Here is a 25037-nt window from a genome sequence, read left to right on the forward strand (position 1 = left end):
GTCGGAAGCTCTCCATAGCAGCATAACCAATGGGATGGACTCCTCCTTATCCCACTCCGTCCGGCACTGATGCGCCAAGATGTCAGGTGTGAGTCGCCAGCCATCATCAGGTTGATCGCTGATGCCCAAGTAGGCTCTCCTCTCACATCAATTCTGCTTCAGACCACAGGCAAAGTCGATCAAGTACACCGGAGCCCGCAATAACAAGCCCGCAGAGAGGAATATACTGCTTGTGGATGAGTCATTTGCCGGCGGATTCTTATCTCCGTACGCGCGCCAGCGTAATCGACTGCGGACTCCCGATCCATACGGCGATCGCCGAATAATTATCTTGTACGCCACGACAGCTAACCTTGTGCGAAAGTAGCGTAATCCAGTCTTCCACGCTCCCGGCCAGTTGCAGTTGGGCTTCCAACTCGTGGTCGGCCAAGGCGTTCCAGAAGCCATCGGTGCATAGCAGATAAGCATCCCCATCTTCCAGCGGCCACGGTTCGGCGGGGTGCAGCGACATCATATCAGCGCGGCCCAAGCTATGACTGAGCAGGTTGGGATTGACATTCTCATACGACAAACCGGCTGCTGCCAACTGTGCTACTAGGCTGTGATCGCGCGTGCGCTGCACCAGTATGCCGCGGCGAAATTGGTATAGCCGGCTATCACCGGCATGTATCCATTGCGCCAGCCCCAGGCGGCGGTCGATGAACAGGCCAATCATAGTGGCAGCCATGCGTGAGCGCTCCGGGTAACGCAACTGGTCGGCCACGATCGCAGCGTGGGCTGCCGCCATGCTGCTGAGCGCCAGCTGATCCAGCCCTGCGGGCGCGCGCGTCTCGAACTGTTTCAGCGCGCCATGGATAGCCAGCCTGGCGGCATGGCCGCCGCCGTTTTCGCCTCCCACGCCATCGCTGAGCACGAAGCAGGCATCGTCGTTACGGATACGCACGCCGAGCGCATCTTCATTGGTGTCGCGTTTTCCCGGGTACGAGCAGTGCGCGGTGGTCAATTTGAGCATCAGGCGCTCCTGCGGCACTGCTGACGATAGAGCTCGACCTCGGCATCATAGGCGGCAAGGAAGGCTTGGCCGAAAACTGTATGGAAGTCTTCTTCCACCGCCGTGACCATGGTTTGGTGCAAGCTGCAGTAGTGCACCCACGCCCGGCTGTCGCGGCCGCGTGGCACCAGCCGCTCGTGCCAACTGGCCGCGCCCAGTTGCTGCTCGACAAGTGAGGGGCTGACCTTGTGCAACAATTGCCTCAAGGCTGCGCGCATGCCGGCCAGCATGCCAATTTGGTGCGCCTGTAAGTCATGGAACGCGTCATCGATAGCATGCTCCGGTGACATGAAACCCGGAAATGGAGGGCCGAACATTTGCTTGAGTACCGTATTCGCATCGGGCAACAGCTTGAGCGGATTGTTTTCCCGGTCCAGGATCATCGTCAGATCGGCTTTGACCTCGCGCTTGATAATGGTGCGGCTGGACAGCAGGGCCATGGTGCCGCCAAGCATGCTGGCCAGTAGGCGCCCGGCGGTATGCAGCTGTTCGGCATCGAGCATATGATCAAGCTCAAGCCCTGCGCCTTTCTGGAAGGCGGCGGGCATATCTTTCGCAGCGCCATCGAACCACGCCGGATCGGTAGGCGACGGTCTTGCCGATGAAACAGTGGCTGTGTTGGCCTGGGGCAAAGGTGTCGACGATACAGGGCTGGCACCGGCTACTGGGAGCTCCCCGGCCATCGAACTGCTTGGTTCCGGCGGCGAGTTCATGCCGAGCGGGTCTTCTTGTCGTGAGCTCGCATGTGGCACCTGGAAATGACCTCTCAGTTCCGCCACGCGATCTGCCTGCGGCGCAACGACAAATTCGCTCAACCCGACATCGAGGGGAGGGGTGAGCGGATCAGTCAGACTGCTGGAGCTGTCGTTGAAGAGAACGTTCGAACTGTCGCAGAGATGCGAATCAAATAAGGCTAATGGATCAGCGGGAATATCGCGTAGGGCGACCAGCGCGTCCTGATCTGTGGCATCTGCAACTTCGGTTTGCTCGTATGCCAAGGGGGCTTGGATCTCGTCGGCGGGCGTCAGCGCAGCAGGCGTGGCTGGCTGCGCAAATTCCGCAACTAGGTTTTCCCAAAATGTTTCCGATGGTGCTTCGGCGGGGGCGGCGTAGATACGGGGTTGGGTCGGATGCTCCGCCACCTCCCTCCCTTGATCTGCAGGCGATGCCACGATACTGACTGTGTGTGGCGGGGCCGGAGCGGCGGGCATTGAATCGATCTCGGCCGCCGGTGTCGTGTCATCGAACAAATCCATAAAGCCGCTTGCCGGCAACTGAGACACTGCTTCGGACTGCAGCAGCGCGTCGAGCGGATCGGGGGCCTGAGCGTGTGACGCTGGAGCTTCGGCCATGAGGGGCGACACGGGCACTGAATCTGCAGTGGGCGGGCACATCGGTGGCGCAACCTTGGCAGTGGCCTGGTGCAGCGCCATGTCGGAGTGCGGCCGTGATGCATCGGCCAGCGGTAACGGTAAGGTGGTTGCCCTCTGTGCAGGGGGGGAGTCCGCTGCTTCTGCGCGCAGCAGATATGCGCCGATGCGGATGGTGTCGCCAACGAGCAAGGGATGATCCTCTTGCTGCAGCAGCATCTTTTCATTGATTCCGATGGGGCAAACAGTGCTGAGGTTTTTCAGCTGCACGCCAGCTTCACTCACGTATATCGCGGCCTGCAGCCTAGAGATTTGGCGCGTATCGTCGGGCAATACCAAGTGGTTGTCAGCACCGCGCCCGATGGTGGCACCGGGGGCGCTGAACAGCACACTCAGCGGCGGGCTGACCGCCTGTCCGTCGTATTCGAATACAGTCAATCGCATGGAGTGTCGCTCCTGTGCAGATCTGTGCCGTGCGCGACGACACGACGAATCAGAGGTTGTACTGCTTGCGCGCCGAGTCGAAGACCGGTCCCCACATCGGGTGATGTTTTTCTGATTCGGAAAGCTTGAACGACGGATCGATGGCGAGGATTTTCAAGAACTCATCACGGCAGAATAACTTTTTACCGTTGGCGCAGTAGCTGAAGGCCAGCAGTTTGTGCGCGTGAATCTGTGTCTCCTGGCTGGCCAGATTGATCTCTTTGGTGGTGGTCAATAAGTTGATTACAGTTAAAAAATAGCCCCCTTCGTACAGTCTGCTACCTTCGTCCACGGCGGCTTGGGCGGCCTGCTGAGTTGCGGATGGGACCTCAGTGGCGGAGTGCTCTGCCTCAAGGCTCTGGCTCTGGCAAGCAGTAAGTATCAATGTAATTTGCGAAACTAATAGGGGGAAAAGCATTAGCTTGACTTTCATTGGTTGTGGCCTGCAGCTGAGTAGAAAAAATAAGTAGATATACAAGGTGGGTATAAGTTCCATCAGATTTTGCATGTCATGAACTTTTCTTTGTGCGCATTTATCTGCTTTTGTATGTTCTGTCTAGTGTCTCGGGATGAATATTTTATGATGCTCCATATGTTTCTCGGGGGGGATTATATTTATCAATTCGTTCACTTGGTTGTATTAAAGCTGCCATAAATAGCTCTTAGCTTGTAATTATCCATTAAGCAGGATGTTATTTACTCTATGGATTCTTCCACCTTGCCCAATCATGGATATCGCTTATGTTGCGTTGTTCCAGATCGTTATCTATCGCGATCGGGTAGCGATTTGTATTGCTATTTCAATGTCTTGTCAGTGCTGGCTGCAGGGGTGTTGGCTGTTGGTGTGCTGGCCGGCTGTGCATCTACGACGCGCTCTATGGCAACGCCTTATCAGGTGAAATTGGTCGCCGAAAAAAATATCAATCCTGATATACGGAGACGCCCGTCGCCCATCGTGGTCAAGGTGTTCGAATTGCGGACCGGTGCAGCATTTGAAACGAGTGATTTCTTCAGTTTGCAGGACAAGCCTGAGACTGCACTGGGCCAGGAATTGATTGCGGTGGAGCAGGTGATTCTGCACCCCGGCGAAGTGAAGTATGTGACACGCCATGGCAATCTGGATGCGCGAGTCATTGGCATTATGGCGGAATACCGAGTACTGGAGGCCAGTCGCTGGCGACAACTCATTACATTGCCGCAACCCAAGCAATTGAGTCCCTATAGGTTCTGGAAAACATCGCCGGAACAATTGCGTTTAGGTGTGGTTGTAAAAAGTGATGGTATTGATTTTTTGCCGGTTTCAAAATAAATGATGAAATCTCATGGTTCGATTTCCGCAGTTTCCAGTGCATTGCGCCAACGCGTGGTGTGGAGTGAAGGCATGTTTCTGCGCCCCCACCATTTCCAGCAGCTTGAGCGCTATCTCGAACACTATGTGCAGGCGCGTTGCCTGCCGATGCAAGGGTTTCATTGGGGTTGGCACCGGCTGGAGTTCGACCGCCCAGCGCTAGCGCTGGGCAAGGTGGTGCTGCTTGGCGGGGCCGGGCTGATGCCGGACGGCACGCCGTTCGCCTTCGAGACCGCTGATGCTCCGGCGCCGCTGGACATCTCTGCCGAGCTCAAGGATCAGACCATCGTGCTGGCGCTGCCGCTCTGGCGCGCCGGCGGCGACGAAACGAGCTGGAGCGAGGCCGGCAACTCGGTTTGGACGCGTTACGACGTGACTGATTTCGAGATCGAAGATGCCAACAGCGAGTCGTTCGGTCCTGCGGTCCTTCAGATGGGGCGGCTCGATCTGCGGCTGATGCCTGAATCGGCATTGAGTGGCGACTGGCAATCGCTAGGCGTGGTCCGTGTGCTGGAACGACGCAATGACGGCCAGATCCTGCTGGACGAGGGGTATATCCCCCCAGTGCTCTCGGCCACGCGCCACCAAGTGCTGCGCTGCTACCTAGACGAGTTGCACGGGTTATTGCAGCAGCGTGGCGATGCACTCGGCGAGCGCCTTTCGCAGCCGGGCCGCGGCGGAGTGGCCGAAGTGGCCGACTTCCTACTGTTGGAACTGGTCAACCGTTACACCGCTGTCACTTGGCACGCGCAGCAGGCCGCGTGTCTGCACCCGGCGCAGTTGTTCGGCGACTGGCTCAAGCTGGCGTGCGATCTGGCGACTTATACCGCGGAGCACCGTCGCCCCCACGTGTTTCCCGAATATCGTCACGATGCGCTACGCACCACGTTCGCACCGCTAATGGCGGAGCTGAGGCGCGCCTTGTCCAGTGTGCTGGAGCAGCATGCCATCCCGATCCCGCTGCAGGAGCGCGGCAACGGCGTGAGCGTAGCGCAGATTCCGTCCATGGAATTGATCCAGCAGGCCGGTTTCGTGCTGGCAATCAATGCCGAAATGCCCGCCGAAACGCTGCGCACGCGCTTCCCAGCGCAGCTCAAGCTGGGGGCGGTGGAGCGTATCCGCGACCTGGTGTCGCTGCAACTGCCTGGAATCGGCCTGCGGCTGTTGCCGGTGGCGCCACGGCAATTGCCTTACCACGCCGGCCACATCTATTTCGAACTGGAAAAGGGAGGCGAATTCTGGAGGCAGCTGGAGAAGTCGGGCAGCTTGGCACTGCATGTAGCCGGTGAGTTTCCCGGCTTGAAGATGGAATTCTGGGCAATACGCGAATGAACCTCCGTGCCGATACCGTATCCGATCCGCTTGATCATCTCGCCGGCGGTTTCGTGCCACCGAACATGGGCGGCGATGGCATGGCACAGCCAGCCATCACGCCACACATTATCAGCGGCAGCAACCCCCTGGTTGCCGCGGCCAATCCGCTGCTCAACCTGGTGCCGCAAATCCGCGGCACCGTTTACCATCCCGACCCGCCGCAGCTACGCACGCAACTGCTCGATGAAATCCGCCAGTTCGAGCTGCGCGCACGCACGGCCGGCCTGCCGACCGAAACCATCATCGGCGCACGCTACTGCCTGTGCACCACGCTGGACGAGGCCGCCACGCTGACCCCTTGGGGGGGCGGGGTCTGGTCGGCGCACAGCCTGCTGGTCAGCTTCCACAACGAAACCTGGGGCGGCGAGAAGTTCTTCCAGCTGCTGGCGCGGCTGTCACATGCTCCGCAGGAGCACGTCGATCTGTTAGAGCTGCAGTATTTCTGCTTGGTGCTGGGTTTCGAAGGCCGCTACCGCGTGCTGGATCAGGGGCGCTCGCAGCTCGAGGCGCTCAAGCAGCGCCTGCTGCAAGTGATCCGTAATGCCCGTGGCGAGTATCCGCGCGCGCTGTCGCCGCACTGGCACGATCCAGCCATCGCCCCGCCCACGGTACAGCGGGCACTGCCGGTCTGGGTGGCCGCCGCAGTCGCCACGCTGCTGTGCTTGGCGCTATTCGCCACGCTACAGCTGCTGCTGGCCGGGCGCTCGGACGATGTGTTCGCCACCATCGACCAACTGCGGCTGCCGCGCATGCTCTCCGTCGCACCGACAGCCAAGGCACCCGTCCAGCCACGGTTGGCGCAACTGCTGGAACCAGAGATCCGCGACCGGCTTGTCGCGGTACACGACGAGGCTGATCGTAGCGTGGTGGTGTTACGCGGAGATGGTCTGTTCGATTCGGGCGAGGCCACGGTAATCGAGCGCTATCAACCGCTGCTGGCCCGGATTGGCGACGCGCTGAACACTGCCGAAGGCACGGTGGTGGTGATGGGCTACACCGACAACGTGCCGACGCGCGGGCTGCGCTTTGCCTCCAACTGGGAGTTGTCGCAGGCCCGTGCCGATACCGTCAAGGCGCAGTTACAGACACGGCTGAACAATCCCGAGCGGGTCCGCGCCGAAGGACGGGGCGCCGCAGACCCGGTGGCCCCCAACGACAGCGCCGGCAATCGTGCACGCAACCGGCGAGTGGAGATCACGCTGCTGGTGCCTCCCGGATCCACAGCTACGGAGGCGAAGCCATGAATCGCATACTCGGCTTGTTCTCGCGATTGCTGGGCCTAGTGGTGCTCGCCTGCCTGATCTGGCTGCTCGGACCATTGATCGCCATCGGTAGTTACCGGCCACTCCAGAGCGAAACGGTATGCACGGGTCTGATCGTGGCGATGTTTGCGATCTGGCTGGTCCGCGTGCTGTATCGCACCTGGCGCGCTGCGCAGCTGAATGCGCAACTGCTCAACCAGATTCGCGATCCGGCGCCGGCGGCCGGTGTCGAACCAGCGGCCAATCCGCATCTGGAGGAATTGCACACACGCTTTGACGAGGCCGCCGAGCGGCTCAAGACCGCCCGCTTTGCGCCGCAGGGCAGGGCAGGAGGGGGGCACTGGCTGGATCGCTTCTCGCAGCAATATCTGTATCAACTGCCGTGGTACGTGTTCATCGGCGCGCCGGGCTCGGGCAAGACCACTGCTCTCGTCAACGCTGGGCTCGATTTTCCGCTGGCCGAGCAGTTCGGCAAGGCTGCGATCCGCGGCGTCGGCGGCACCCGCAACTGCGATTGGTGGTTCACCAACGAGGCGGTGCTGATCGATACCGCCGGCCGTTACACCATGCAGGAAAGCAACCGTGAGCAGGACCAGAACGAGTGGCAGGGCTTTGTCGACTTGCTGAAGAGGTATCGTGCGCGCCAGCCTATCAACGGTGCCATCCTCACCGTTAGCACCGCCGACCTGCTCAGCGCGAGCGAGCAGGAGCGCACGCAGCACGCGCTCACGCTGCGCAAGCGATTGCAGGAGTTGCGCGCCCAGTTGGGTATCCAGTTTCCGGTGTATGTGCTGGTGACCAAGATCGATTTGCTGTCCGGGTTCACCGAGTATTTCGCACAACTTGGCCGCGAGGAGCGCGGCCAGGTCTGGGGCGTGACCTTCCCACTCGATGCGGTCCGTGCGCCGGGCTTTGACCTGCAACGGACGTTTGCCGCCGAATACCAGCTGCTGCTCGAGCGCCTCTACGCCAGTCTGCCTGAGCAATTGCTGGCCGAGCACGATCCTCGCCAGCGCGAGCTCGCTTATCTGCTGCCGCAGGAGTTCGCCGGGCTGCAGGCGCTGCTGGGCCAATTTCTAGCGCAGGTATTCGTCGAATCCAAGTTCGAAGCCAGCGCGTTGCTGCGTGGCGTGTATTTCACCAGCGGCACCCAAGAAGGCACGGTGTTCGATCGGGTGATGGGAGGCATCAAGCGCCTTCTGAAGGTCGGGGGGGGGATGCATGTGCCGCAGGTCGGCGAGCCGGGCCGCAGTTTTTTCCTGCGCCGATTGATGCAGGACGTGATTTTCAAGGAAGCTGGCCTTGCGGGCAGAAATGAGCGCTGGCAGCGGCGCCAGTATTGGATACGCCGCGCCGGATATGGCGTGGTCGGCATCGCGACGCTGGTGTTGGCGCTGGCCTGGTTTAACAGCTACCGCAACAACCAGCGCTACGTCGAAGAAGTAGCGGCCAAGGTACCTGACGTGGCGGTGCGGATCGGTACGGTCAAGGTCGACGATCATGCACAGGTCACAATGGTGATGCCGGCGCTGGACCAGCTACGCGCCTTGCACGTAAGCGCCCGTTTCGACGTCAACGATCCACCGCTGGACTACCGTTTCGGCCTGTTCCAGGGTGACAAGCTGCATGCCGCAGCCGATGGCGTCTATGCCCGAGCGCTGGAGGACGTCTTACTGCCGCAGTTGGCGCGCCGCCTGGAGGATGGTCTGCGCCACGCGTCGCCTGGTGATATCGAGTACTCCTACGGCTCGCTTAAAGCCTATTTGATGCTGTACGACGCGAGTCACTACGACGCCGATTTTCTGCAGGCGTGGTTGTCGCTCGATATCGAGCGCAGCTTGGGCGGCAACATCACGCGCGATCAACGAACGGCGCTGCGCCAGCACCTGGCACGGCTGCTGGCCGGCCGCGCGGTCAGCTCGCCGTATGCTCGAGACGACGCGCTGGTTGCGCAGACCCGTGAGCGCCTGCGTGGCCATACGCTGGGCGAGCGCAGCTACAACGGCATGAAGCGCGCACTGCGCCACGACAGCCGCCTGGCAGATTTCAACGTGGCCGAAGCAGTCGGGCCGCAAGCCACGCTGGTGTTTCGCCGTGCCAGCGGCGCCAGTCTGAACGATGGCGTGCCAGGGCTCTTTACCTATCAAGGTTACTGGGAGGTATTTGCCCCGCGCATTGAGAGCGACGTTGCCGCGCGTGGCCGCGAGGAAAGCTGGGTGCTGGCGCTGCCTCAGCTGGAGGCTACCGGCCCGGGAACGCTGGCCAAGTGGGGCCGCGAGGTCAAACGACTGTACTTCAACGACTACATCAGCGCGTGGGAAAGCTATCTGGCCGACCTGAGGCTGCGTAGTGGCGCCGACTTGGCGCAAAACATCCAGATCACACGCACCTTGTCGGCAGCCGAATCGCCCCTGGTCGGACTCATGACCGCCGCGGCGCGCGAGACCACCTTGCTGCGCGATGGCGACGATGACGAGCGCACCTTGATCGACCAAGCACGCGATAGGGTCAGTGCCACGCGCAATACACTGGAAAACATCTTTGGCCAGCCCGAGTCGCCCGAAGGCCAGCGTACGCCGCGTGCCGAGCGCCCCGAGCTGATGGTGGACAACCGCTTCGCCGCGCTGCACCACTTCACCCGTCCAGGCGAGAGCGGCGCGCCGGCGCCGATCTTGGCGGTCCGCGATACGCTGAACGAGTTCTATACCCATCTGATCGCCACCGATGCGGCCTTGCGCGACGGCAATACGCCGCCCAGCGACGAGGTATTGAGCAAGGTCCGCGCGGATGCCGGCCGGCTGCCGATGCCGTTTCGCAACATGCTGGGGGAGCTTGCCAGTGCCTCGGATGGCAACGTGATACGCGTGCTGCAGCAACAGCTCGGCCAGAGTGCCGCGGCGAATATTGGCGATTTTTGCCAGCAGGCGGTCAATGGGCGCTATCCGTTGGTACATGGTTCGGAGCACGACATGAGCCCAGGCGATTTTGCGCAATTGTTCGCTCCGGCTGGCCTGATGGACGATTTCTTCCAGAAGCACCTTGCCAGCCTGGTCGATACTGCCGCGCGGCCGTGGCGCTTCAAGGGCGAGACAGGCGGCCGGGCCGCGTATCTACAAGCCTTTGAGCGCGCGGCAGTGATCCGCGACGTGTATTTCGCCGGCGGTGCGCGTATGCCCTCGATCCGCATTGAACTCAAGCCGGTGCAGATGGACGCCGGCATTTCGCAAATCCTGTTCGACATTGACGGCCAGATCGTGCGCTACGCCCACGGTCCACAAATGCCGATGCAGGTCCAGTGGCCCGGCCCGCGAGGCAGCAACCAGGTGCGGGTGGAGGTCAGCGGGCCGAACGGCGCCAGCAGTGTTTCTGTCACCGAGGGGCCGTGGGCACTGCACCGGCTGTTCGATCGGGCCGCACTGGCACCCGGCCGCGTGCCGGAGCAAATGATTGCCACCTTCAATATCGGCGGTAGCAAGGCGGTGTTTGAAGTGACCGCCGGCAGTGTGCGCAGCCCGTTCCGGCTGGTGCAGCTCGAGTCCTTTTCCTGTCCGAGGCGATCATGAACATGGCGGCACGCATACTCAGCAGTGAAGCTGTGGGTTGGTACGGCAAGATTCCGGCCGCTGGCGATTTCGTGACGCGCCAGTTGCCTTACCCAGTGCAGCGCGCCTGGGAGCGCTGGATGCAGGAGGGTCTCGATGCCCTGCAGCGGACGGCCCCACAAATGTTGTCGCGCCACTACGTGGTGGCACCGGTCTGGAATTTCCTGCTGCCGGCCGGGCTGGGCTTCGACTGCGTGCAGCTGGGTGCGCTTGCGCCGAGCTATGACCGCGTCGGGCGTTACTACCCGGTGACCGCGCTCCTGACACTGCCGCTGGCCGCGTTCGACAACGCGCTGATGGACGGGGCAGGGCCGTTCTATCGCCAGGCGAGCGAAGCCATCCTCGATGCGATTCGCCACGGTCACTCGGTCGAGCACCTGACCAGCCAGTTGGCCGGCGTGCCGAGCAACTGGCTGGCGCTGCGCCCGTGCGGCAGCGGTGACGACATTCTGGCCGTGCTTGAGCCGGCCGCCGACAACCAGGGGCTGGCTTGGCCGGAATTGTCGCTGTACTTCGATGCCCGCGGCGTGACCAGTTTCTGGTGGACTCACCAAGGCGACGGTTCGCCGCCGCGGACCCATACCCATAGCGGCGAGCTGAACAATGCGTTGTTTGCCCGACTGTTTGGCCCCCAGCAGGGATATGCATCGTGATGTCCGATTCGCTACTTGATACGAGGCCCTCGCACATAGCTGCAGCGCAGCCGTTGCCGCTGGGACACCGCATGGGCGAGTTGGAGATCACCGGCGTGCTCGGCATCGGTGGCTTCGGCATCGTTTACCGTGCCTTCGACCATACCTTGCAGCGCGTGGTAGCGATCAAGGAGTACATGCCGAGCATGCTGGCGGTACGCCGGAGCGACCTGACCGTATCGCTGCGCGGCGAACGCTACGCCGCCACCTTTCAGGCGGGGCAGGCCGGTTTTATCAACGAGGCACGACTGCTGGCGCAGTTCGACCATCCCGGCCTGATCAAGGTATTGCGCTTCTGGGAAGACTACGGCACTGCCTATATGGCCACGCCGTTCTACGAGGGCCAGACGTTGGAGCAGCGCCTGGCAGGCGGCCGGGCGCTGGCCGAGGCCGAGATACTGCGGTTGATAGCGGCGCTGCTGGGCGCGCTGGAAACATTGCATCGCGCGCAGTGCTTCCATCGAGATATCGCGCTCGACAATATTCTGATCCAGCCGGATGGGCGCCCGATACTGCTCGACTTTGGTGCGGCGCGCAAGTTGATCGGCGATCTGGTGGACGATAGCACCATCATGCTCAAGCCTGGCTACGCACCTATCGAGCAATATACTGACGACCCTTCGTTACGCCAGGGTCCGTGGACCGATCTTTATGCGCTGGGAGCAGTGATCCACGTGCTGGTCAGCGGCACGTTGCCGCCGGCCGCCGTGGTACGCAGCATCCAGGACAACTACGTGCCGCTGGCCGGCCGTGCGCTCGGCTATGGCCAGCCCCTGTTGCAGGCTACCGATCGCGCGTTGCAGCTATGCATCGAGGATCGCCCCCAGAACGTGGTCGGTTTCGCCGCGCTGCTGGGCTTGCAATCGAACTCGCCGGGCCAGTACAGCATGCCCGATCCCCCTGCGCCGCCAAGCCTGCCGCCACATGCCGAGCCGGCGGTCGACCATGTGATGCCCACGGCACCGCTCTTGCCTCCGGAAGATCCTGCGCCGCACATCGTGATCGGGTCGCCTGCGGCGGACACAGGGCCGCGCGCACCGTTCCGCTCCCGTCTGCTGGCGCTGGGTGTCGTGTTGTTGACGGCCGGCGGAATCGCGTTTGCGCTGTTGCAGCCAGAGACCACACCGAAGCGAGAAACCACACCGCAACCGGAACCGCAGGCTGCAGCTACCCAGGATTGGAAGCTCGCCCGGGCCACCGACACTGTCGCAGCCTATCAGCGCTACCTACAGCAATACGCGGGCGGCCCTCACGAGGTCGAAGCACGGGCCTTGCTGGCGACGGCCACGGCACGCGAAGCACCGCGGCTCGAAAACGACGAAGCCGAGGCTCAGGTCTTGCTGGCGGCGGACGCGGCGCCAGAAGCACCGTCCGAAGTACCGTTGTCCATCGTCACGCCGAAGGATGCGGCCAAGCCGGACAAGGTGGCCAAGCCGGACAAAGCGGTCAAACCGGTGCTGGTACGGCTGCATATCGTGCCCTGGGGCGAAGTCTATGTGGCCGGTCGCAAGCGTGGCGTGAGCCCGCCTTTGAAAACGCTGTCGCTGGTACCCGGCAGTTACAACATCGAAGTCCGTAATGGTGAGTTGCCTCCGTACCGCACCCGGCTGGTAGTCGCGCCGGGATCGAGCGGCAACAACATCACCATCAGCCACCATTTCGAATGAGGCGCGCCATGTCCACGTCATGCCCGGAACACCTGATTCCCCTACTGGCCCCGGTAAGCGACGCCCGGCCGTGCGGCGACAATCTCGAATACACGGCGGATTTCCTGCAGTTGATGCAGGCCGTCCAGCCCAGGGCCGAACAGCAATACGGCCGCACCATCATCCCGGCCGAGGAACCGGAGTGGCGGGAGGTGGCTCAACAGGCCGAACGCCTGCTGGCGCGCAGCAAGGACCTGCGCGTCGCCGCCCTGCTGACCCGCGGCTGGACCGAACTGCGCGGGCTGACCGGCTACGCCGACGGCATGCGCCTGGTGGCCGCGCTGCTGGACAGCCACTGGGACGGACTGCATCCGCTGCTGGAGGAGGACGGCGAGACGGACCCCTTGCCGCGCCACAACGCGCTGTCCGGCCTGTTCGACGCGCAGGTCTGCCTGTGCGCGCTGCGCGCCGCGCCGCTGTCCGCCGCGGGCCGGCTGACGGTGCGCGAGGTCGGCCTGCTGCTCGAAGGCAACGCCCCGGAGCAGTTCGACTATCCCGGCGGACGCGAGCGCCTGCAGGCCGAGCTGGCCCGCGCCTGGGAACTGGCCGACCCGGAACTGCGGGCCGTGCCCGAGATCCTGCAGGCCCTCGACGATATCGCCGCGCGACTGCGCGCCAGCCTCGGCGAGAGCTGGCTGCCCGACAGCGCCGAGCTGGAAAGACTCCTGCGGCGCCTGCTGGAAGCCTCGCGCGGCACGCCGCCGGCGGCCAAGGCCGAAAGCCCGTCCGCCGGCGACGAGGCGCCAGGGAGCGCATCCCCGGCCGCGTTCGCGCCGGCCGCCGTCGATTGGCGCGCGGTGGAGCTGGACAGCCGCGCCGATGTGAATCTTTTGCTGGAAAAGATCTGCGCCTACCTGGAGCGCCACGAGCCCAGCCATCCGGGGCCCATTCTGCTGCGCCGCGCGCAGCGGCTCATGCAGCTCGGTTTCTACGACATCCTGCGCGACCTGGCTCCGGCCAGCCTGGCGCAGATCGATCTGCTGATCGGCAAGGCACCTTCGTGATGCGCGCCGTGACCCTTTCCACCCACGACACCACAGGTGCCGACCACCCGTTGTTCCGACCAGGAGCCCAGGATCATGGCTGATATCCGAAAAAACTCGACTCAGAAAGACAGCGGCCAGAAATTCGTCGGACGCAATCGCTCGCCGCGCGTGCAGATCGAATACGACGTCGAAATCTACGGTTCGGACCGCAAGGTGCAGCTTCCCTTCGTGATGGGCGTATTGGCGGACCTGACCGGCAAGCAGGTCGAGCCCCTGCCGGAACTGGCCGAGCGCGAGTTCGTGGAAATCGACGTCGACAACTTCGACGACCGCATGGAAGCGCTCAAGCCGCGCGTGGCCTTCGGCGTGCCCAACACCCTGACCGGCGATGGTCAGTTGCTGGTCGACCTGACCTTCAGGCAACTGGACGACTTTTCCCCGGCCCAGGTGGCGCACAAGGTCGAGCCGCTGCGCAAGCTGCTGGAGGCGCGTACCCAGTTGGCCAACCTGATGTCCTACATGGACGGCAAGACCGGCGCCGAGGAACTGATCGCCCGGGTACTGCAGGACCCGGCCCTGCTGGAAACCCTGGCCGCGAACCCGAAGGTGCCTCGCGAGGCGGACCAGCCGGTCCGCGACGATCGAGCGCAAGAAGCCTGAGGGGATAGGACGATGAAACAGATCGATACCGCCCTCGTACCGGGCGCGCCGCTTGCCGAATACGACGAAAGCGAATTCGCCGCGCTGTTGCAGAAGGAATTCCGTCCCAAGACGGAACAGGCGCGCAGCGTGGTGGAGGAGGCCGTGCGCACCCTGGCCCGGCAGGCGCTGGATCAGAGCGTCACCCTGTCCAGCGATGCCTACAACACCATCCAGTCCATCATCGCGGAAATCGACCGCAAGCTAACGGAACAGGTGAACCTGATCCTGCACCACGCCGATTTCCAGCAACTGGAAGGCAGTTGGCGCGGCCTGCATCACCTGATCAACAACACCGAAACCGACGAGATGCTGAAGATCCGCGTGCTGCCGATCTCCAAGAAGGAGCTGGCGCGCAATCTCAAGCGGCACAAGGGCGTGGGCTGGGACCAGAGCCCGCTGTTCAAGAAGATCTACGAAGAGGAATACGGCCAGTTCGGCGGCGAGCCCTATGGCTGCCTGATCGGCGATTTCCATTTCGACCACAGCCCGCCGGATGTGGAAACCCTGGGCGAGCTGGCGCGCATCGCCGCCGCGGCCCATTGCCCGGTGATCACCGCGGCGGCGCCTTCGGTCATGCAGATGGAAACCTGGCAGGAACTGGCCAACCCGCGCGACCTGAGCAAGATCTTCCAGAATAGCGAATATGCGGCTTGGCGCGCCCTGCGCGAGTCGGAGGATTCGCGCTACCTGGCCCTGACCATGCCGCGCTTTCTGGCCCGTACGCCCTACGGCAGCCGCACCAACCCGGTGGACGAGTTCGATTTCGAGGAAGACACCGACAGCACCAACCACGACCGCTACACCTGGGCCAACTCGGCCTACGCCATGGGCGTGAACATCAACCGCTCGTTCAAGCTCTACGGCTGGTGTACGTCGATCCGCGGCGTGGAAAGCGGCGGGGCGGTGGAAAACCTGCCGTACCACTGCTTCCCCACCGACGACGGCGGGGTGGACATGAAATGTCCCACCGAAATCGCCATCAGCGACCGCCGCGAGGCGGAACTGGCCAAGAACGGTTTCATGCCGCTGGTTCACCGCAAGAACACCAACGTCGCGGCCTTCATCGGCGCCCAGTCGCTGCAGAAACCCGCCGAATACCTGGATGCCGACGCCACCACCAACGCTCGCCTGTCGGCGCGCCTGCCCTATCTGTTCGCCTGCTGCCGCTTCGCGCATTACCTCAAGTGCATCGTGCGCGACAAGATCGGCTCCTTCCAGGAGCGCGGCGACATCGAGCGCTGGCTCAACAAATGGATCATGACCTATGTGGACGGCGATCCAGTCAATTCCTCGCAACTGACCAAAGCCAGGAAGCCCCTGGCCGCCGCCGAAGTGCACGTCGAAGAGCTGCCGGACAACCCGGGCTACTACGCGGCCAAGTTCTTCCTGCGTCCCCACTACCAGCTCGAAGGCCTGACCGTGTCCCTGCGGCTGGTTTCGAAGTTGCCGTCGGTGAAGGTCGCCGAAGCCTGAATGCCACAACCGAAAGACTCTTTGAACCGATAGAGGAGAGTTAGCGAATGAGCACGTCGATGCACCTGAAAATCGAGGGCGTCCAGGGCGAGTCCCAGGAGTCCCAGCACGCTGCCTGGCTCGACATCAAGTCGTTCACCTGGGGGGTCAGCCAGCCAGGCTCTCTGGATTCCGGCGGCGGCGGCACCCCCGGCAGGGCGAGCTTCACCGACCTGCACGTAGTCTCTTACGTGGAGGCCTCCGCGCCGACCGCATTCAAGAAATGCGCCAACGGCACCAGCCTGGGGACGGTCGAACTGTCCTGCTCCCGGCTCGCCGACGGCGACAAGATGGTCTTCATGACCATCACTCTGAGTAAAGTGCTGGTGACCAAGGCGGACATCAAGGGAATCGATCCGGAGGACGAGCAGAAACGCATCCTCATCGAGTACGCCTTCCAGGCCCCCGAGGTGGAATTCGGCTACACGCCCCAGCAGGACGACGGCAGCGCGGGCGGGGAAGTCACCATGGGCTGGAACATCACCCAGAACGTCGAGCTCTGACCACAGCCAGCGCCTGGCCGGCCGTTCGTGGCCGGCCGCACTCGCCCAGCATTCCGGAAGCCGTTCCATGAAGAATCCACGCGACCCGTCCGCCGAGGTGGTCCATGGCTGATCCGCTGCATACGCCCAGGGACAGGCGGCAACCGCGCGGCAAGCGCGACCGCCTGCGCCCGGCGCTGCTCGACCGCCTGACCGACGACGAGCCCCTGCAACGCACCGAAGTCCAGACGCCGGGCGCCAGCACGGGAGCGCTGCGTGCCGCGGTGCTGCGCGACCTGTCCTGGCTGTTCAACACCATCAGCATGGCCGCCGACCGGGATCTGGCGCCCTTCGGCGAAGCGCAGCGCTCGGTGCTGAATTACGGCGTGCTGCCGCTGGCCGGCAAGCGCATTTCCGAACTGGACTGCCAGGAACTCGCCTCCCGGCTGCGCCTGGCCATCCTGCGCTTCGAGCCGCGCCTGCTGCCGGACAGCGTCGAGGTGCTGCACATCGACAAGCCCGACAAGCAGCTCATGCACCACAACGAACTGGTCTTCGAGATCCGCGCCCGGCTCTGGTCGGCGCCGTACCCGGTGGAATTCCGCGTGCGTTCCGAACTGGATCTGGAAAGCGGCCAATCCATGCTGCATGACCTGGCGATCGACTGATGGACGCGCGTCTGCTGGATTATTACAACCGGGAACTGAGCTACCTGCGCGAGCTGGGGGCTGAGTTCGCCGAGCGTTTTCCCAAGGTGGCCGGCCGCCTGGGGATGCATGGTATCGAAATCGCCGACCCCTATATCGAGCGCCTGCTCGAAGGCTTCAGCTTCCTGACCGCCCGGATACAACTGAAGATGGACGCGGAGTTTCCACGTTTTTCTCAGCATTTGCTGGATGTGATCCACCCCAACTATTCGGCGCCGACGCCGGCGATGGCGATCGTGAAGCTACAGCCCAGTCTCAACGAGGGCAGTCTGGCCAATGGCTTCACGCTGCCCGCCGGCACGGCGCTGTATTCCAACCTGGCCCACGGCGAGCAGACCGTCTGCGAGTTTCGCACCGGCCATACGGTCACCCTGTGGCCGCTGGAGCTGGACGGCGTGCACTACGGCCGGGTGCCCACCGACCTGCCCGCCGGGGAATACCGGCAGCGCGCCCGCGCCGCCCTGCGCATCCGCCTGCGCATCACCGCCGGCCAGCGCTGCGACAGCCTGGCCCTGGACCGGCTGGAGTTCCACCTGGCGGGCCCCGAGCAGCGGGCGCTGCGCCTGCTGGAGCTGATCGCCGGTCACAGCGTCGCGGTGCTCTGCCGCGAAGCCGGTCCGGACGGTGTCTGGGGAACGCCGCTGGACGCCGCCAGCGTGCGTCACGAGGGCTTTTCCGCCAGCCAGGCGCTGTTGCCCGACGACGGTCGCACCTTCCAGGGCTACCGGCTGTTGCAGGAGTACTTCGCCTGTCCGGCGCGTTTTCTGTTCTTCAGCGTCGGCGGCCTGCGCCGCGCGCTGCGGGGGCTGCGGGGCGAGCGCTTCGAACTGCTCCTGCTGCTCGACCAGGACGACGCTGCGCTGGAGCGCCTGGTGGAGACGGACGATCTGGCGCTGCACTGCACGCCGGTCGTCAACCTGTTCGCCAAGCGCGCCGACCGGGTGCTGGTCTCGCCGCGCACCCGCGAGTACCACCTGGTGGTGGACCGCACCCGGGCGCTCGACTACGAGGTGCACTCGGTCACCCGCATGTCCGGTTACGGCAGTGGCTCCGAGGCCCTGGAGTTCCGCCCGTTCTACGCCTCGTTCGGCGACGACGGGCGCGACCACGGCGCCTATTATGCCCTGCGCCGCGAGTCGCGTCTGCTGTCCGAGCAGGCCCGCCTGCACGGCAGCCGCACCGGCTATGACGGCAGCGAAATCTTCATTTCCCTGGTGGATCAGCATGAGGTGCCCTTCAGTGCGGCGCTCCGCCATCTGGTGGTGGAGACGCTGTGCACCAACCGCGACCTGCCGCTGCTGCTGCCGCTGGACGGCGACAGCGATTTCTCGCTGGCGGTATCGGCCCCGGTGGGGCGGGTCAAGGTACTGCGCGGCCCGACCCGGCCCCGGCCGTCGCTGGCCGAGGGTGCCCAGACCTGGAAGCTGATCAGCCACCTGGGCCTGAACCATCAGCTCATGACCGAGCTGGACGGCGAGCGGGGCGCGGCCATGCTGCGCCAGTTGCTGACGCTGTACCTGGACGACGCCGAGTCGGGCCTGCGGCGCCAGGTGGAAAGCCTGCGGCGGGTCGCCTGCAACCCGGTGTTCCGCCGTCTGCCGCAGCCCGGCCTCTTGATGCACGGCCGCGGCGTGCAGGTGGTGGTGGCGCTGGACGAACAGGCGTTCTCCGGCGACAGCCCCTTTCTGTTCGGCGCCGTGCTGGAGCAGTTCTTCGCCCGTCATGTGGCGATCAACCTGTTCTCCGAGCTGACGCTGCACAGCCTGCAGCGCGGCCAGGTAGCGCGCTGGGCGCCCCGGCTGGGCGCGAGGCCGGTGGCATGAACGCGCCTTCGCCCCTGAACTGGATGGACTCCCCGCTGTGGCAGGAGCTGCGCGCCGAGCCCCATGCCCACGATCTGTTCCAGGTGCTGCGCTGGCTGGATGCCCGCGCCGGCCTGGCGGTGCCGCTGGGGCGCGCCGCGCGGCCGCAGGACGAGCCGCTGCGCCTGGGCCAGCGGCCCTCCCTGTCGTTCGCGCCCTCGATGATCGCTGGCCTGGAGGAGGCCGTGGAGCGGCCGCCGCACCTGTCGATCTTCGGCTTCGGCCTGTTCGGTCCCAACGGTCCGCTGCCGCTGCACCTGACCGAATACGCCCACGACCGCGAGCACACGGCGGGCGACCCGACCCTGGCCGCCTTCGCCGATCTTTTCCATCACCGGCTGATCCTGCTGTTCTACCGCGCCTGGGCCGACGCGCAGGCCACCGTCAGCCTCGACCGGCCCGGCGCCAGCCGCTTCGAGGACTACATCGCCTGCCTGCTGGGGCGGGGACTGCCGGCACAGCAGGATTCCGCTCCGCTGGGCCGGCACGCCGTTTACCACCAGGCGGGGCACCTGCTGCGGCAGACGCGCAACCCGGAAGGCCTGCAACGGATTCTGAGCGGCTATTTCGGGATACCGGTGCGCGTCGTCGAGTACGTGGCGCACTGGGTGACGCTGGAGCCGGATGCCCGTCTGGCCCTGGGCCGGCGCGGCGAGGGCATGGGCCTGGGCGCGGGCGCGACCCTGGGCTGTGCGGTGCGCGATGCGCAGTCGCGTTTTCGCCTGGTGCTCGGGCCGATGGGCTGGGCGGATTACCGCCGTTTCCTGCCCGACGGCGACCGGGTGCCGGCCCTGTTGCGCTGGGTACGCGAGTACGTCGGGCTGGAACTGGCCTGGGACGCGCAACTGATACTGGCCGCCGGCGAGGTGCGGGGAGCCGTCCTGGGCGCGGAGCAGCCGCTGAGCCAGGGCACCTGGCTCGGCCATCGACCCATGGCCGCCGGTGACGCCGGCGATCTGATCATTGATTACACCCATTACGCCCGGACCGGGCTACGGGAGTCCCATGTCTGATATCAGTCGCGTCTCATTGTTCGGCAAGCTTGACCCTCTGCTGTTCGCCACGTTGGAGAAGGCCACCGCGTTCTGCCGGCAGCGCGGCAACCCCTATGTGGAACTGGCCCACTGGCTGTTCCTGCAATGGCAGGAGGCCGAAGGCGACCTGCGCCTGGCGGCGCGCCATTTCGAGCTGGACGGCGAGCGCCTGGAACGCGACCTGCAGGCCGCCCTCGACCGCCTGCCGCGCGGCGCCGGGGCGGTCAGCGATCTGTCCGGGCATATCGACGACGCGGTGGAACGGGCCTGGGTGTACGGCAGCCTGAAGTTCGGCGCCGGCCGCATCCGCGGCGCCTATCTGCTGATCGGCCTGCTCAGGACTGCCGCGCTGCGCCACCTGCTGTTCGGCATCTCTCGCGAGTTCGAGCGCATCCTGCCCGATGTGCTGAGCGACCGGCTGGGCGGCATTCTCGCCGGTTCGAGCGAAGAGGTCGTGGTGTCGGCGGCCGCCGCCGATACGCCGTCTCCGGCCGCCGAGCGGGCGCTGGAACAGTACGGGGTCAACCTGACCGAGCGCGCCAGGGCGGGCGAGATCGACCCGGTGACCGGGCGCGACGGCGAGATCCGCCAGATGGTCGACGTGCTGCTGCGCCGCCGCCAGAACAACCCGTTGCTGACCGGCGAGGCGGGCGTCGGCAAGACCGCGGTGGTGGAAGGTCTGGCGCTGCGCATCGCCGCCGGCGAGGTGCCGCCGCCCCTGCGCGAGGTGGAGCTGTACCTGCTCGACATCGGCCTGCTGCAGGCCGGCGCCAGCGTGAAGGGCGAGTTCGAGCGCCGCCTGCGGCAACTGATCGACGAGGTCCGGGCCAGCCCGCGTCCCATCGTGCTGTTCATCGACGAGATCCATACCCTCATGGGTGCCGGCGGCAACGCCGGCACCGGCGACGCCGCCAACCTGCTCAAGCCGATGCTGGCCCGCGGTGAACTGCGCACCATCGGCGCCACCACCTGGGCCGAGTACAAGAAACATGTTGAGAAGGACCCCGCGCTGACCCGCCGCTTCCAGGTGGTGCAGATCCACGAGCCGGACGAGGAGCGTGCCCTGGCGATGATCCGCGGCCTAGCCGGCAAGCTGGCGCATCACCACGGCGTGCTGCTGCTGGACGAGGCGCTGCGCGCCGCGGTGAGCCTGTCGCACCGCTACATCCCGGCGCGGCAACTGCCGGACAAGGCGGTCAGCCTGCTGGATACCGCCTGCGCGCGGGTGGCGGTGAGCCAGCACGCCCTGCCGCCGGAACTGGAGGATTGCCGGCGGCGCATCGAGACGCTGCGGGTGGAGCGGGGCATCGTGGAGCACGAATGCGCCATCGGCGCCGGCGACGCCTCGCGGCTCGACGAGCTGGCGATGCGGCTGGGCGCCGAGGAGGCCGAGTGCGAACGCCTGATGGTGCGCTGGCGTGACGAGCAGGAGCTGGCGGCGCGGGTCTTCGATCTGCGCGCCCGGCTGGGCGGCGCCGCGACGCCGGCCGAGGAGGCGGCCCGCCTGCCCTTGCTGGCCGAGCTGTACACGGTGCTGGCCGAACTGGAGGCCCGGCAGCAGGACGAACCGCTGATCCTGCCGGCGGTGGACACCCACGCAGTCGCCGCCGTGGTGGCAGACTGGACCGGCATCCCGGTCGGCCGCATGCTCAAGGACGAGGCCGCTGCCGTGCTCAACCTGGCCGACATCCTGGCGACGCGGGTGATTGGCCAGCGCCACGGCCTGGAGACGATCGCCCGGCGGATTCAGACCGCCCGCGCGCGGCTGGACGATCCGGGCAAGCCGGTGGGCGTGTTCCTGCTCGCCGGGCCCTCGGGGGTGGGCAAGACCGAGACCGCGCTGGCGCTGGCCGAGGCGCTGTACGGCGGCGAGCAGAACCTGATCGTCATCAACATGAGCGAATTCCAGGAGGCGCACACCGTCAGCACCCTGAAGGGCGCGCCCCCCGGCTATGTCGGCTACGGCGAGGGCGGCGTGCTGACCGAGGCGGTGCGCCGGCGCCCCTACAGCGTGGTGCTGCTGGACGAGGTGGAAAAGGCCCACCCGGACGTGCACGAGATCTTCTTCCAGGTGTTCGACAAGGGCTGGATGGAGGACGGCGAGGGCCGCCACATCGACTTCAAGAACACCCTGATCATCCTCACCTCCAACGTCGGCAGCGACCTGCTGATGCGCTTGTGCCAGGACCCGCAGCGGATTCCCGAGCCCGAGGCGCTGGCCGGCGCGCTGCGCGAGCCGCTGCTGCGGGTATTCCCGGCGGCGCTGCTGGGGCGCCTGTCGGTGGTGCCCTATTACCCGCTGTCGGACGAGATGCTGGCGCGCATCGTCCGCCTGCAACTGGAGCGGATCGGCCGCCGCCTGCGCGACAACCACGGCATCGATTTCCACTACGCGTTGGCCGCGGTGCAACTGGTGGGCGCGCGCTGCACCGAGGTGGAGTCGGGCGGGCGCATGGTCGACGCCATCCTCACCCACACGGTGCTGCCGCACATCAGCCGCGAACTGCTGCTGCGCGCCGGCAGCGGCGCGCCCCTGTCGTACATCAGGCTGGATGTGGCGGAAGGGGACTTCATCTACCACTTCGAGAGCGGACAGGCGTTGGAGCCGCATGGCGCGGAGCTGTCGATCGGCGCGGAAAAAGGGTGGGGCTGACAGCATGGACCGTAACGTCAAGGTACACAGCGTGTTGGGCGAGGAAGTGCTGCTCTTCCGCGCCATGACCGGCACGGAGACCCTGTCGCAGCCCTTCCAGTTCGAGGTGGAGCTACTGGCGGAAAGCCATTCGCTGTCCCTGAAGACGCTGCTGGGCAGTTCGCTGACCCTGGAAATCGCCACCCGGGACGAGGGGGTGCGCTACCTCAACGGCCTGGTCACCCGCTGCGAGCTGTACGGCCGCGAGGATCGGACCGCGCGGCTGTACCGCTACCGCGCCACTGTCCGTCCCTGGCTGTGGCTGCTCAGCCGCAACCAAGACTGCCGGATCTTCCAGGAGCAGACCGTCCCGCAGATCGTGCAGGAAATCCTCGGGAAGTATGGCAGTTTCACCGTCGAGCTATCGCTCACCGGCTCCTACCGCCAATGGGGCTACTGCGTGCAGTACCAGGAAAGCGATTTCACCTTCGTTTCCCGGCTGCTGGAGCATGAGGGCATCTACTACTACTTCAGGCACGAGCTGGGCAGCCACACCCTGGTGCTGGTGGACGACATCGAGACGCACGAAGTCTTTCCCGGTTACGAGAGCATTCCTTTCTTCGCCGCCGACCGTTTCGTGGCGGTGCAGGAGGAGTGCATCGACATCTACCGGGTCGTCGAAGAGATGGCGTCGGGCTGCTATGTCGGTGACGACTACAACTTCACCGCTCCGAAGAGCCTGATGCGCGCCCTGCTCAGCAATCCGGCGGAGCACGAGCACAGCGACTCCGAAGTCTACGAATGGCTGACCGGCTACCGGGACTACGGCGAGGCGGCCCACTACACGCGCATCCGTCTGGAGGAGCTGCAGGCCAGGCGCGAACGCGACGAAGGCCATGCCAGCGCGCGCGGCCTGGCGCCGGGCTATCGATTCACCCTGCGCAACTGTCCGCGGGAGGAGGCCAACCGCGACTATCTGGTGGTGAGCGTCACCTATCACCTCAAGGAGCCGGGCTACGCCAGCAATCCCGAGCCGGCCCGCTATGACTTCGAGTTCGTCACCCAGCCCGTCAGCCTGCCGTACCGGCCGCAGCGGACGACGCCCAAGCCCCGTCCCCACGGCCCCCAGACCGCCGTGGTGGTAGGCCCCGCCGGCGAAGAGCTCTGGACCGACGAGTACGGCAGGATCAAAGTGCAGTTCCACTGGGACCGCTACGGCCAAAAGGACGAGGAGAGTTCGTGCTGGTTGCGGGTATCCAGCAGCTGGGCCGGCTCCAACTTCGGCGGTGTGTACATCCCGCGGGTGGGGCAGGAGGTGATCGTCGACTTCATCGCCGGCGAAATGGATCGGCCGATCGTGATCGGCTGCACCTACAACGCCGACCAGATGCCGCCGTTCACTCTGCCGCTGAACGCCACGCAGAGCGGCTTCCTCAGCCGCTCATTGAAGGGCGCGCCAAATAACGCCAACGCGATCCGCTTCGAGGACAAGCTGGGAGAGGAAGAGCTGTGGTTCAAAGCCGAGCGCGATCACCGGGCCGAGGTCAATAACGACCGCACCGAAAGCATTGGTCGCGATCATACGTTGACGGTGATGAACAGCGCCAGTTACCACACCGCCAAGATGCACACCATGACGGCGGGGGATATCACGATTTCAGCCGGTAGCGGCGGAGGCGGCGCCTCGACCGATATCAGCAACTCGGTCATAGGGGATGGCTCCATCGCCGTGAGCGGCGTCAAGATTACGGCCCAGTCGATCATTAATATTGATGCTTCCGTAATGAAGGTGGCAGTAGCTGCCCTCAATCTGAGTGGCGACGCGATAAAAGTCGCTATTACCGGAGTCAATAACACGTATAACGTGGCCAACTTCATCCGCAATGAAATGATAAAGAAGGAATATAACTTCTATAAGAGCGAGGCGACGACCGTCGAAAACAAGGTATCCGTTGCTTATAACGCGCAAGGTAAGTTGCGCCAGATCAAGTACGGTCTTGTGAGTTTCATGTCAGGTCCATTTAGCACTAGAACACAAGAAAATCGTGATAGAGCTCGAGAGGAGCGACGACTTCGGCAAGAGGAGCGACGACGCCAGCGGGAAGAGCAGCGACGCCAGCAGCGGGAAGAGCAGCAACGCCAACAGCGGGAAGAGCAACCGCAACAACCGCCACAAGAGGAGCCGCCACAACTCGGACAATTTGATTTCGAACTTCGACCCTTGAGTTAACC

Annotated in this window: 18 protein-coding genes; 15 read left to right on the top strand and 3 right to left on the bottom strand. The window is 64.4% G+C overall.

Translation table 11 applies throughout. The features are described 5' to 3' along the window. Positions 1-259: 259 nt before the first annotated feature. Genes ACYVD0_RS06490 through ACYVD0_RS06500 form a run of 3 tightly spaced genes read right to left on the bottom strand, consistent with a single transcriptional unit; the run spans position 260 to position 3337 of the window. Positions 260-1012 (bottom strand): PP2C family protein-serine/threonine phosphatase, encoded by a 753-nt coding sequence (locus ACYVD0_RS06490; RefSeq protein WP_460426060.1) that lies wholly within the window; start codon positions 1010-1012, stop codon positions 260-262. Further along, positions 1012-2865 (bottom strand): type VI secretion system-associated FHA domain protein TagH, encoded by a 1854-nt coding sequence (tagH, locus tag ACYVD0_RS06495; RefSeq protein ID WP_460426061.1) that lies wholly within the window; start codon positions 2863-2865, stop codon positions 1012-1014. Before tagH ends, ACYVD0_RS06490 begins: the two co-directional genes overlap by 1 nt. A gap of 49 nt (positions 2866-2914) precedes the next feature. Continuing rightward, positions 2915-3337 (bottom strand): TssQ family T6SS-associated lipoprotein, encoded by a 423-nt coding sequence (locus ACYVD0_RS06500; RefSeq protein WP_460426062.1) that lies wholly within the window; start codon positions 3335-3337, stop codon positions 2915-2917. A gap of 270 nt (positions 3338-3607) precedes the next feature. Here ACYVD0_RS06500 and tssJ point away from each other — a divergent pair, with 270 nt between their 5' ends. The 15 genes from tssJ (at position 3608) to ACYVD0_RS06575 (ending at position 25035) form a co-directional block, all read left to right on the top strand. Continuing rightward, entirely contained in the window at positions 3608-4213 is a 606-nt protein-coding gene (tssJ, locus tag ACYVD0_RS06505; protein WP_460426063.1) for a type VI secretion system lipoprotein TssJ, read from the top strand. A 72-nt stretch (positions 4214-4285) separates the two neighbouring features. Beyond that, the gene (gene tssK / locus ACYVD0_RS06510; RefSeq protein ID WP_460426064.1) at positions 4286-5584 is read left to right on the top strand and encodes a type VI secretion system baseplate subunit TssK; all 1299 of its coding nucleotides are present in this window, start codon (positions 4286-4288) and stop codon (positions 5582-5584) included. After that, positions 5581-6870: a DotU family type VI secretion system protein gene (locus tag ACYVD0_RS06515; RefSeq protein WP_460426065.1), complete on the top strand. Its 1290-nt coding sequence runs from the start codon at positions 5581-5583 to the stop codon at positions 6868-6870. Before tssK ends, ACYVD0_RS06515 begins: the two co-directional genes overlap by 4 nt. Next, positions 6867-10451, top strand: a complete 3585-nt coding sequence (tssM, locus tag ACYVD0_RS06520; protein WP_460426066.1) for a type VI secretion system membrane subunit TssM — start codon at positions 6867-6869, stop codon at positions 10449-10451. Before ACYVD0_RS06515 ends, tssM begins: the two co-directional genes overlap by 4 nt. A 2-nt stretch (positions 10452-10453) precedes the next feature. Next, positions 10454-11143, top strand: a complete 690-nt coding sequence (gene tagF, locus ACYVD0_RS06525) for a type VI secretion system-associated protein TagF (RefSeq protein WP_460426067.1) — start codon at positions 10454-10456, stop codon at positions 11141-11143. Between the two features lie 71 nt (positions 11144-11214). Further along, positions 11215-12849 (top strand): serine/threonine protein kinase, encoded by a 1635-nt coding sequence (locus tag ACYVD0_RS06530; RefSeq protein ID WP_460426068.1) that lies wholly within the window; start codon positions 11215-11217, stop codon positions 12847-12849. A gap of 8 nt (positions 12850-12857) precedes the next feature. Continuing rightward, entirely contained in the window at positions 12858-13892 is a 1035-nt protein-coding gene (gene tssA / locus ACYVD0_RS06535; protein ID WP_460426069.1) for a type VI secretion system protein TssA, read from the top strand. Positions 13893-13967: 75 nt separating this feature from the next. Beyond that, entirely contained in the window at positions 13968-14534 is a 567-nt protein-coding gene (gene tssB, locus ACYVD0_RS06540; protein ID WP_460426070.1) for a type VI secretion system contractile sheath small subunit, read from the top strand. A gap of 12 nt (positions 14535-14546) precedes the next feature. Beyond that, on the top strand, positions 14547-16049 hold the full coding sequence (gene tssC, locus ACYVD0_RS06545; protein ID WP_460426071.1) for a type VI secretion system contractile sheath large subunit: 1503 nt from the start codon (positions 14547-14549) through the stop codon (positions 16047-16049). A 47-nt stretch (positions 16050-16096) separates the two neighbouring features. Further along, positions 16097-16591 carry an Hcp family type VI secretion system effector gene (locus ACYVD0_RS06550; RefSeq protein ID WP_249935092.1) on the top strand — a complete coding sequence of 165 codons (495 nt, stop codon included), beginning with the start codon at positions 16097-16099 and terminating at the stop codon, positions 16589-16591. A gap of 104 nt (positions 16592-16695) precedes the next feature. Continuing rightward, positions 16696-17238 carry a type VI secretion system baseplate subunit TssE gene (tssE, locus tag ACYVD0_RS06555; RefSeq protein WP_460426072.1) on the top strand — a complete coding sequence of 181 codons (543 nt, stop codon included), beginning with the start codon at positions 16696-16698 and terminating at the stop codon, positions 17236-17238. Then, a complete protein-coding gene (gene tssF / locus ACYVD0_RS06560; protein WP_460426073.1) occupies positions 17238-19100 on the top strand; it encodes a type VI secretion system baseplate subunit TssF in 1863 nt (620 codons plus the stop codon). Before tssE ends, tssF begins: the two co-directional genes overlap by 1 nt. Next, complete coding sequence (tssG, locus tag ACYVD0_RS06565; protein WP_460426074.1) at positions 19097-20152, top strand: type VI secretion system baseplate subunit TssG; 1056 nt, start codon at positions 19097-19099, stop codon at positions 20150-20152. Before tssF ends, tssG begins: the two co-directional genes overlap by 4 nt. Then, the gene (gene tssH, locus ACYVD0_RS06570; protein ID WP_460426075.1) at positions 20145-22826 is read left to right on the top strand and encodes a type VI secretion system ATPase TssH; all 2682 of its coding nucleotides are present in this window, start codon (positions 20145-20147) and stop codon (positions 22824-22826) included. The genes tssG and tssH overlap by 8 nt, the downstream gene beginning before the upstream one ends. A 4-nt stretch (positions 22827-22830) precedes the next feature. Then, complete coding sequence (locus ACYVD0_RS06575; RefSeq protein WP_460426076.1) at positions 22831-25035, top strand: type VI secretion system Vgr family protein; 2205 nt, start codon at positions 22831-22833, stop codon at positions 25033-25035. Positions 25036-25037: the final 2 nt, after the last annotated feature.

Source organism: Azotobacter armeniacus (assembly GCF_054779355.1).

Bases quoted from the DNA above. Each gene is read 5' to 3' on its own strand.
- tagF (WP_460426067.1), top strand. From the start codon at position 10,454: ATGGCGGCACGCATACTCAGCAGTGAAGCTGTGGGTTGGTACGGCAAG.
- tssA (WP_460426069.1), top strand. From the start codon at position 12,858: ATGTCCACGTCATGCCCGGAACACCTGATTCCCCTACTGGCCCCGGTA.
- tssH (WP_460426075.1), top strand. From the start codon at position 20,145: ATGTCTGATATCAGTCGCGTCTCATTGTTCGGCAAGCTTGACCCTCTG.
- tssK (WP_460426064.1), top strand. From the start codon at position 4,286: ATGTTTCTGCGCCCCCACCATTTCCAGCAGCTTGAGCGCTATCTCGAA.
- tssM (WP_460426066.1), top strand. From the start codon at position 6,867: ATGAATCGCATACTCGGCTTGTTCTCGCGATTGCTGGGCCTAGTGGTG.
- tssE (WP_460426072.1), top strand. From the start codon at position 16,696: ATGGCTGATCCGCTGCATACGCCCAGGGACAGGCGGCAACCGCGCGGC.
- tssF (WP_460426073.1), top strand. From the start codon at position 17,238: ATGGACGCGCGTCTGCTGGATTATTACAACCGGGAACTGAGCTACCTG.
- tagH (WP_460426061.1), bottom strand. From the start codon at position 2,865: ATGCGATTGACTGTATTCGAATACGACGGACAGGCGGTCAGCCCGCCG.
- tssJ (WP_460426063.1), top strand. From the start codon at position 3,608: ATGGATTCTTCCACCTTGCCCAATCATGGATATCGCTTATGTTGCGTT.
- ACYVD0_RS06490 (WP_460426060.1), bottom strand. From the start codon at position 1,012: ATGCTCAAATTGACCACCGCGCACTGCTCGTACCCGGGAAAACGCGAC.
- tssC (WP_460426071.1), top strand. From the start codon at position 14,547: ATGAAACAGATCGATACCGCCCTCGTACCGGGCGCGCCGCTTGCCGAA.
- ACYVD0_RS06500 (WP_460426062.1), bottom strand. From the start codon at position 3,337: ATGAAAGTCAAGCTAATGCTTTTCCCCCTATTAGTTTCGCAAATTACA.
- ACYVD0_RS06530 (WP_460426068.1), top strand. From the start codon at position 11,215: ATGGGCGAGTTGGAGATCACCGGCGTGCTCGGCATCGGTGGCTTCGGC.
- tssB (WP_460426070.1), top strand. From the start codon at position 13,968: ATGGCTGATATCCGAAAAAACTCGACTCAGAAAGACAGCGGCCAGAAA.
- ACYVD0_RS06515 (WP_460426065.1), top strand. From the start codon at position 5,581: ATGAACCTCCGTGCCGATACCGTATCCGATCCGCTTGATCATCTCGCC.
- ACYVD0_RS06575 (WP_460426076.1), top strand. From the start codon at position 22,831: ATGGACCGTAACGTCAAGGTACACAGCGTGTTGGGCGAGGAAGTGCTG.
- ACYVD0_RS06550 (WP_249935092.1), top strand. From the start codon at position 16,097: ATGAGCACGTCGATGCACCTGAAAATCGAGGGCGTCCAGGGCGAGTCC.
- tssG (WP_460426074.1), top strand. From the start codon at position 19,097: ATGAACGCGCCTTCGCCCCTGAACTGGATGGACTCCCCGCTGTGGCAG.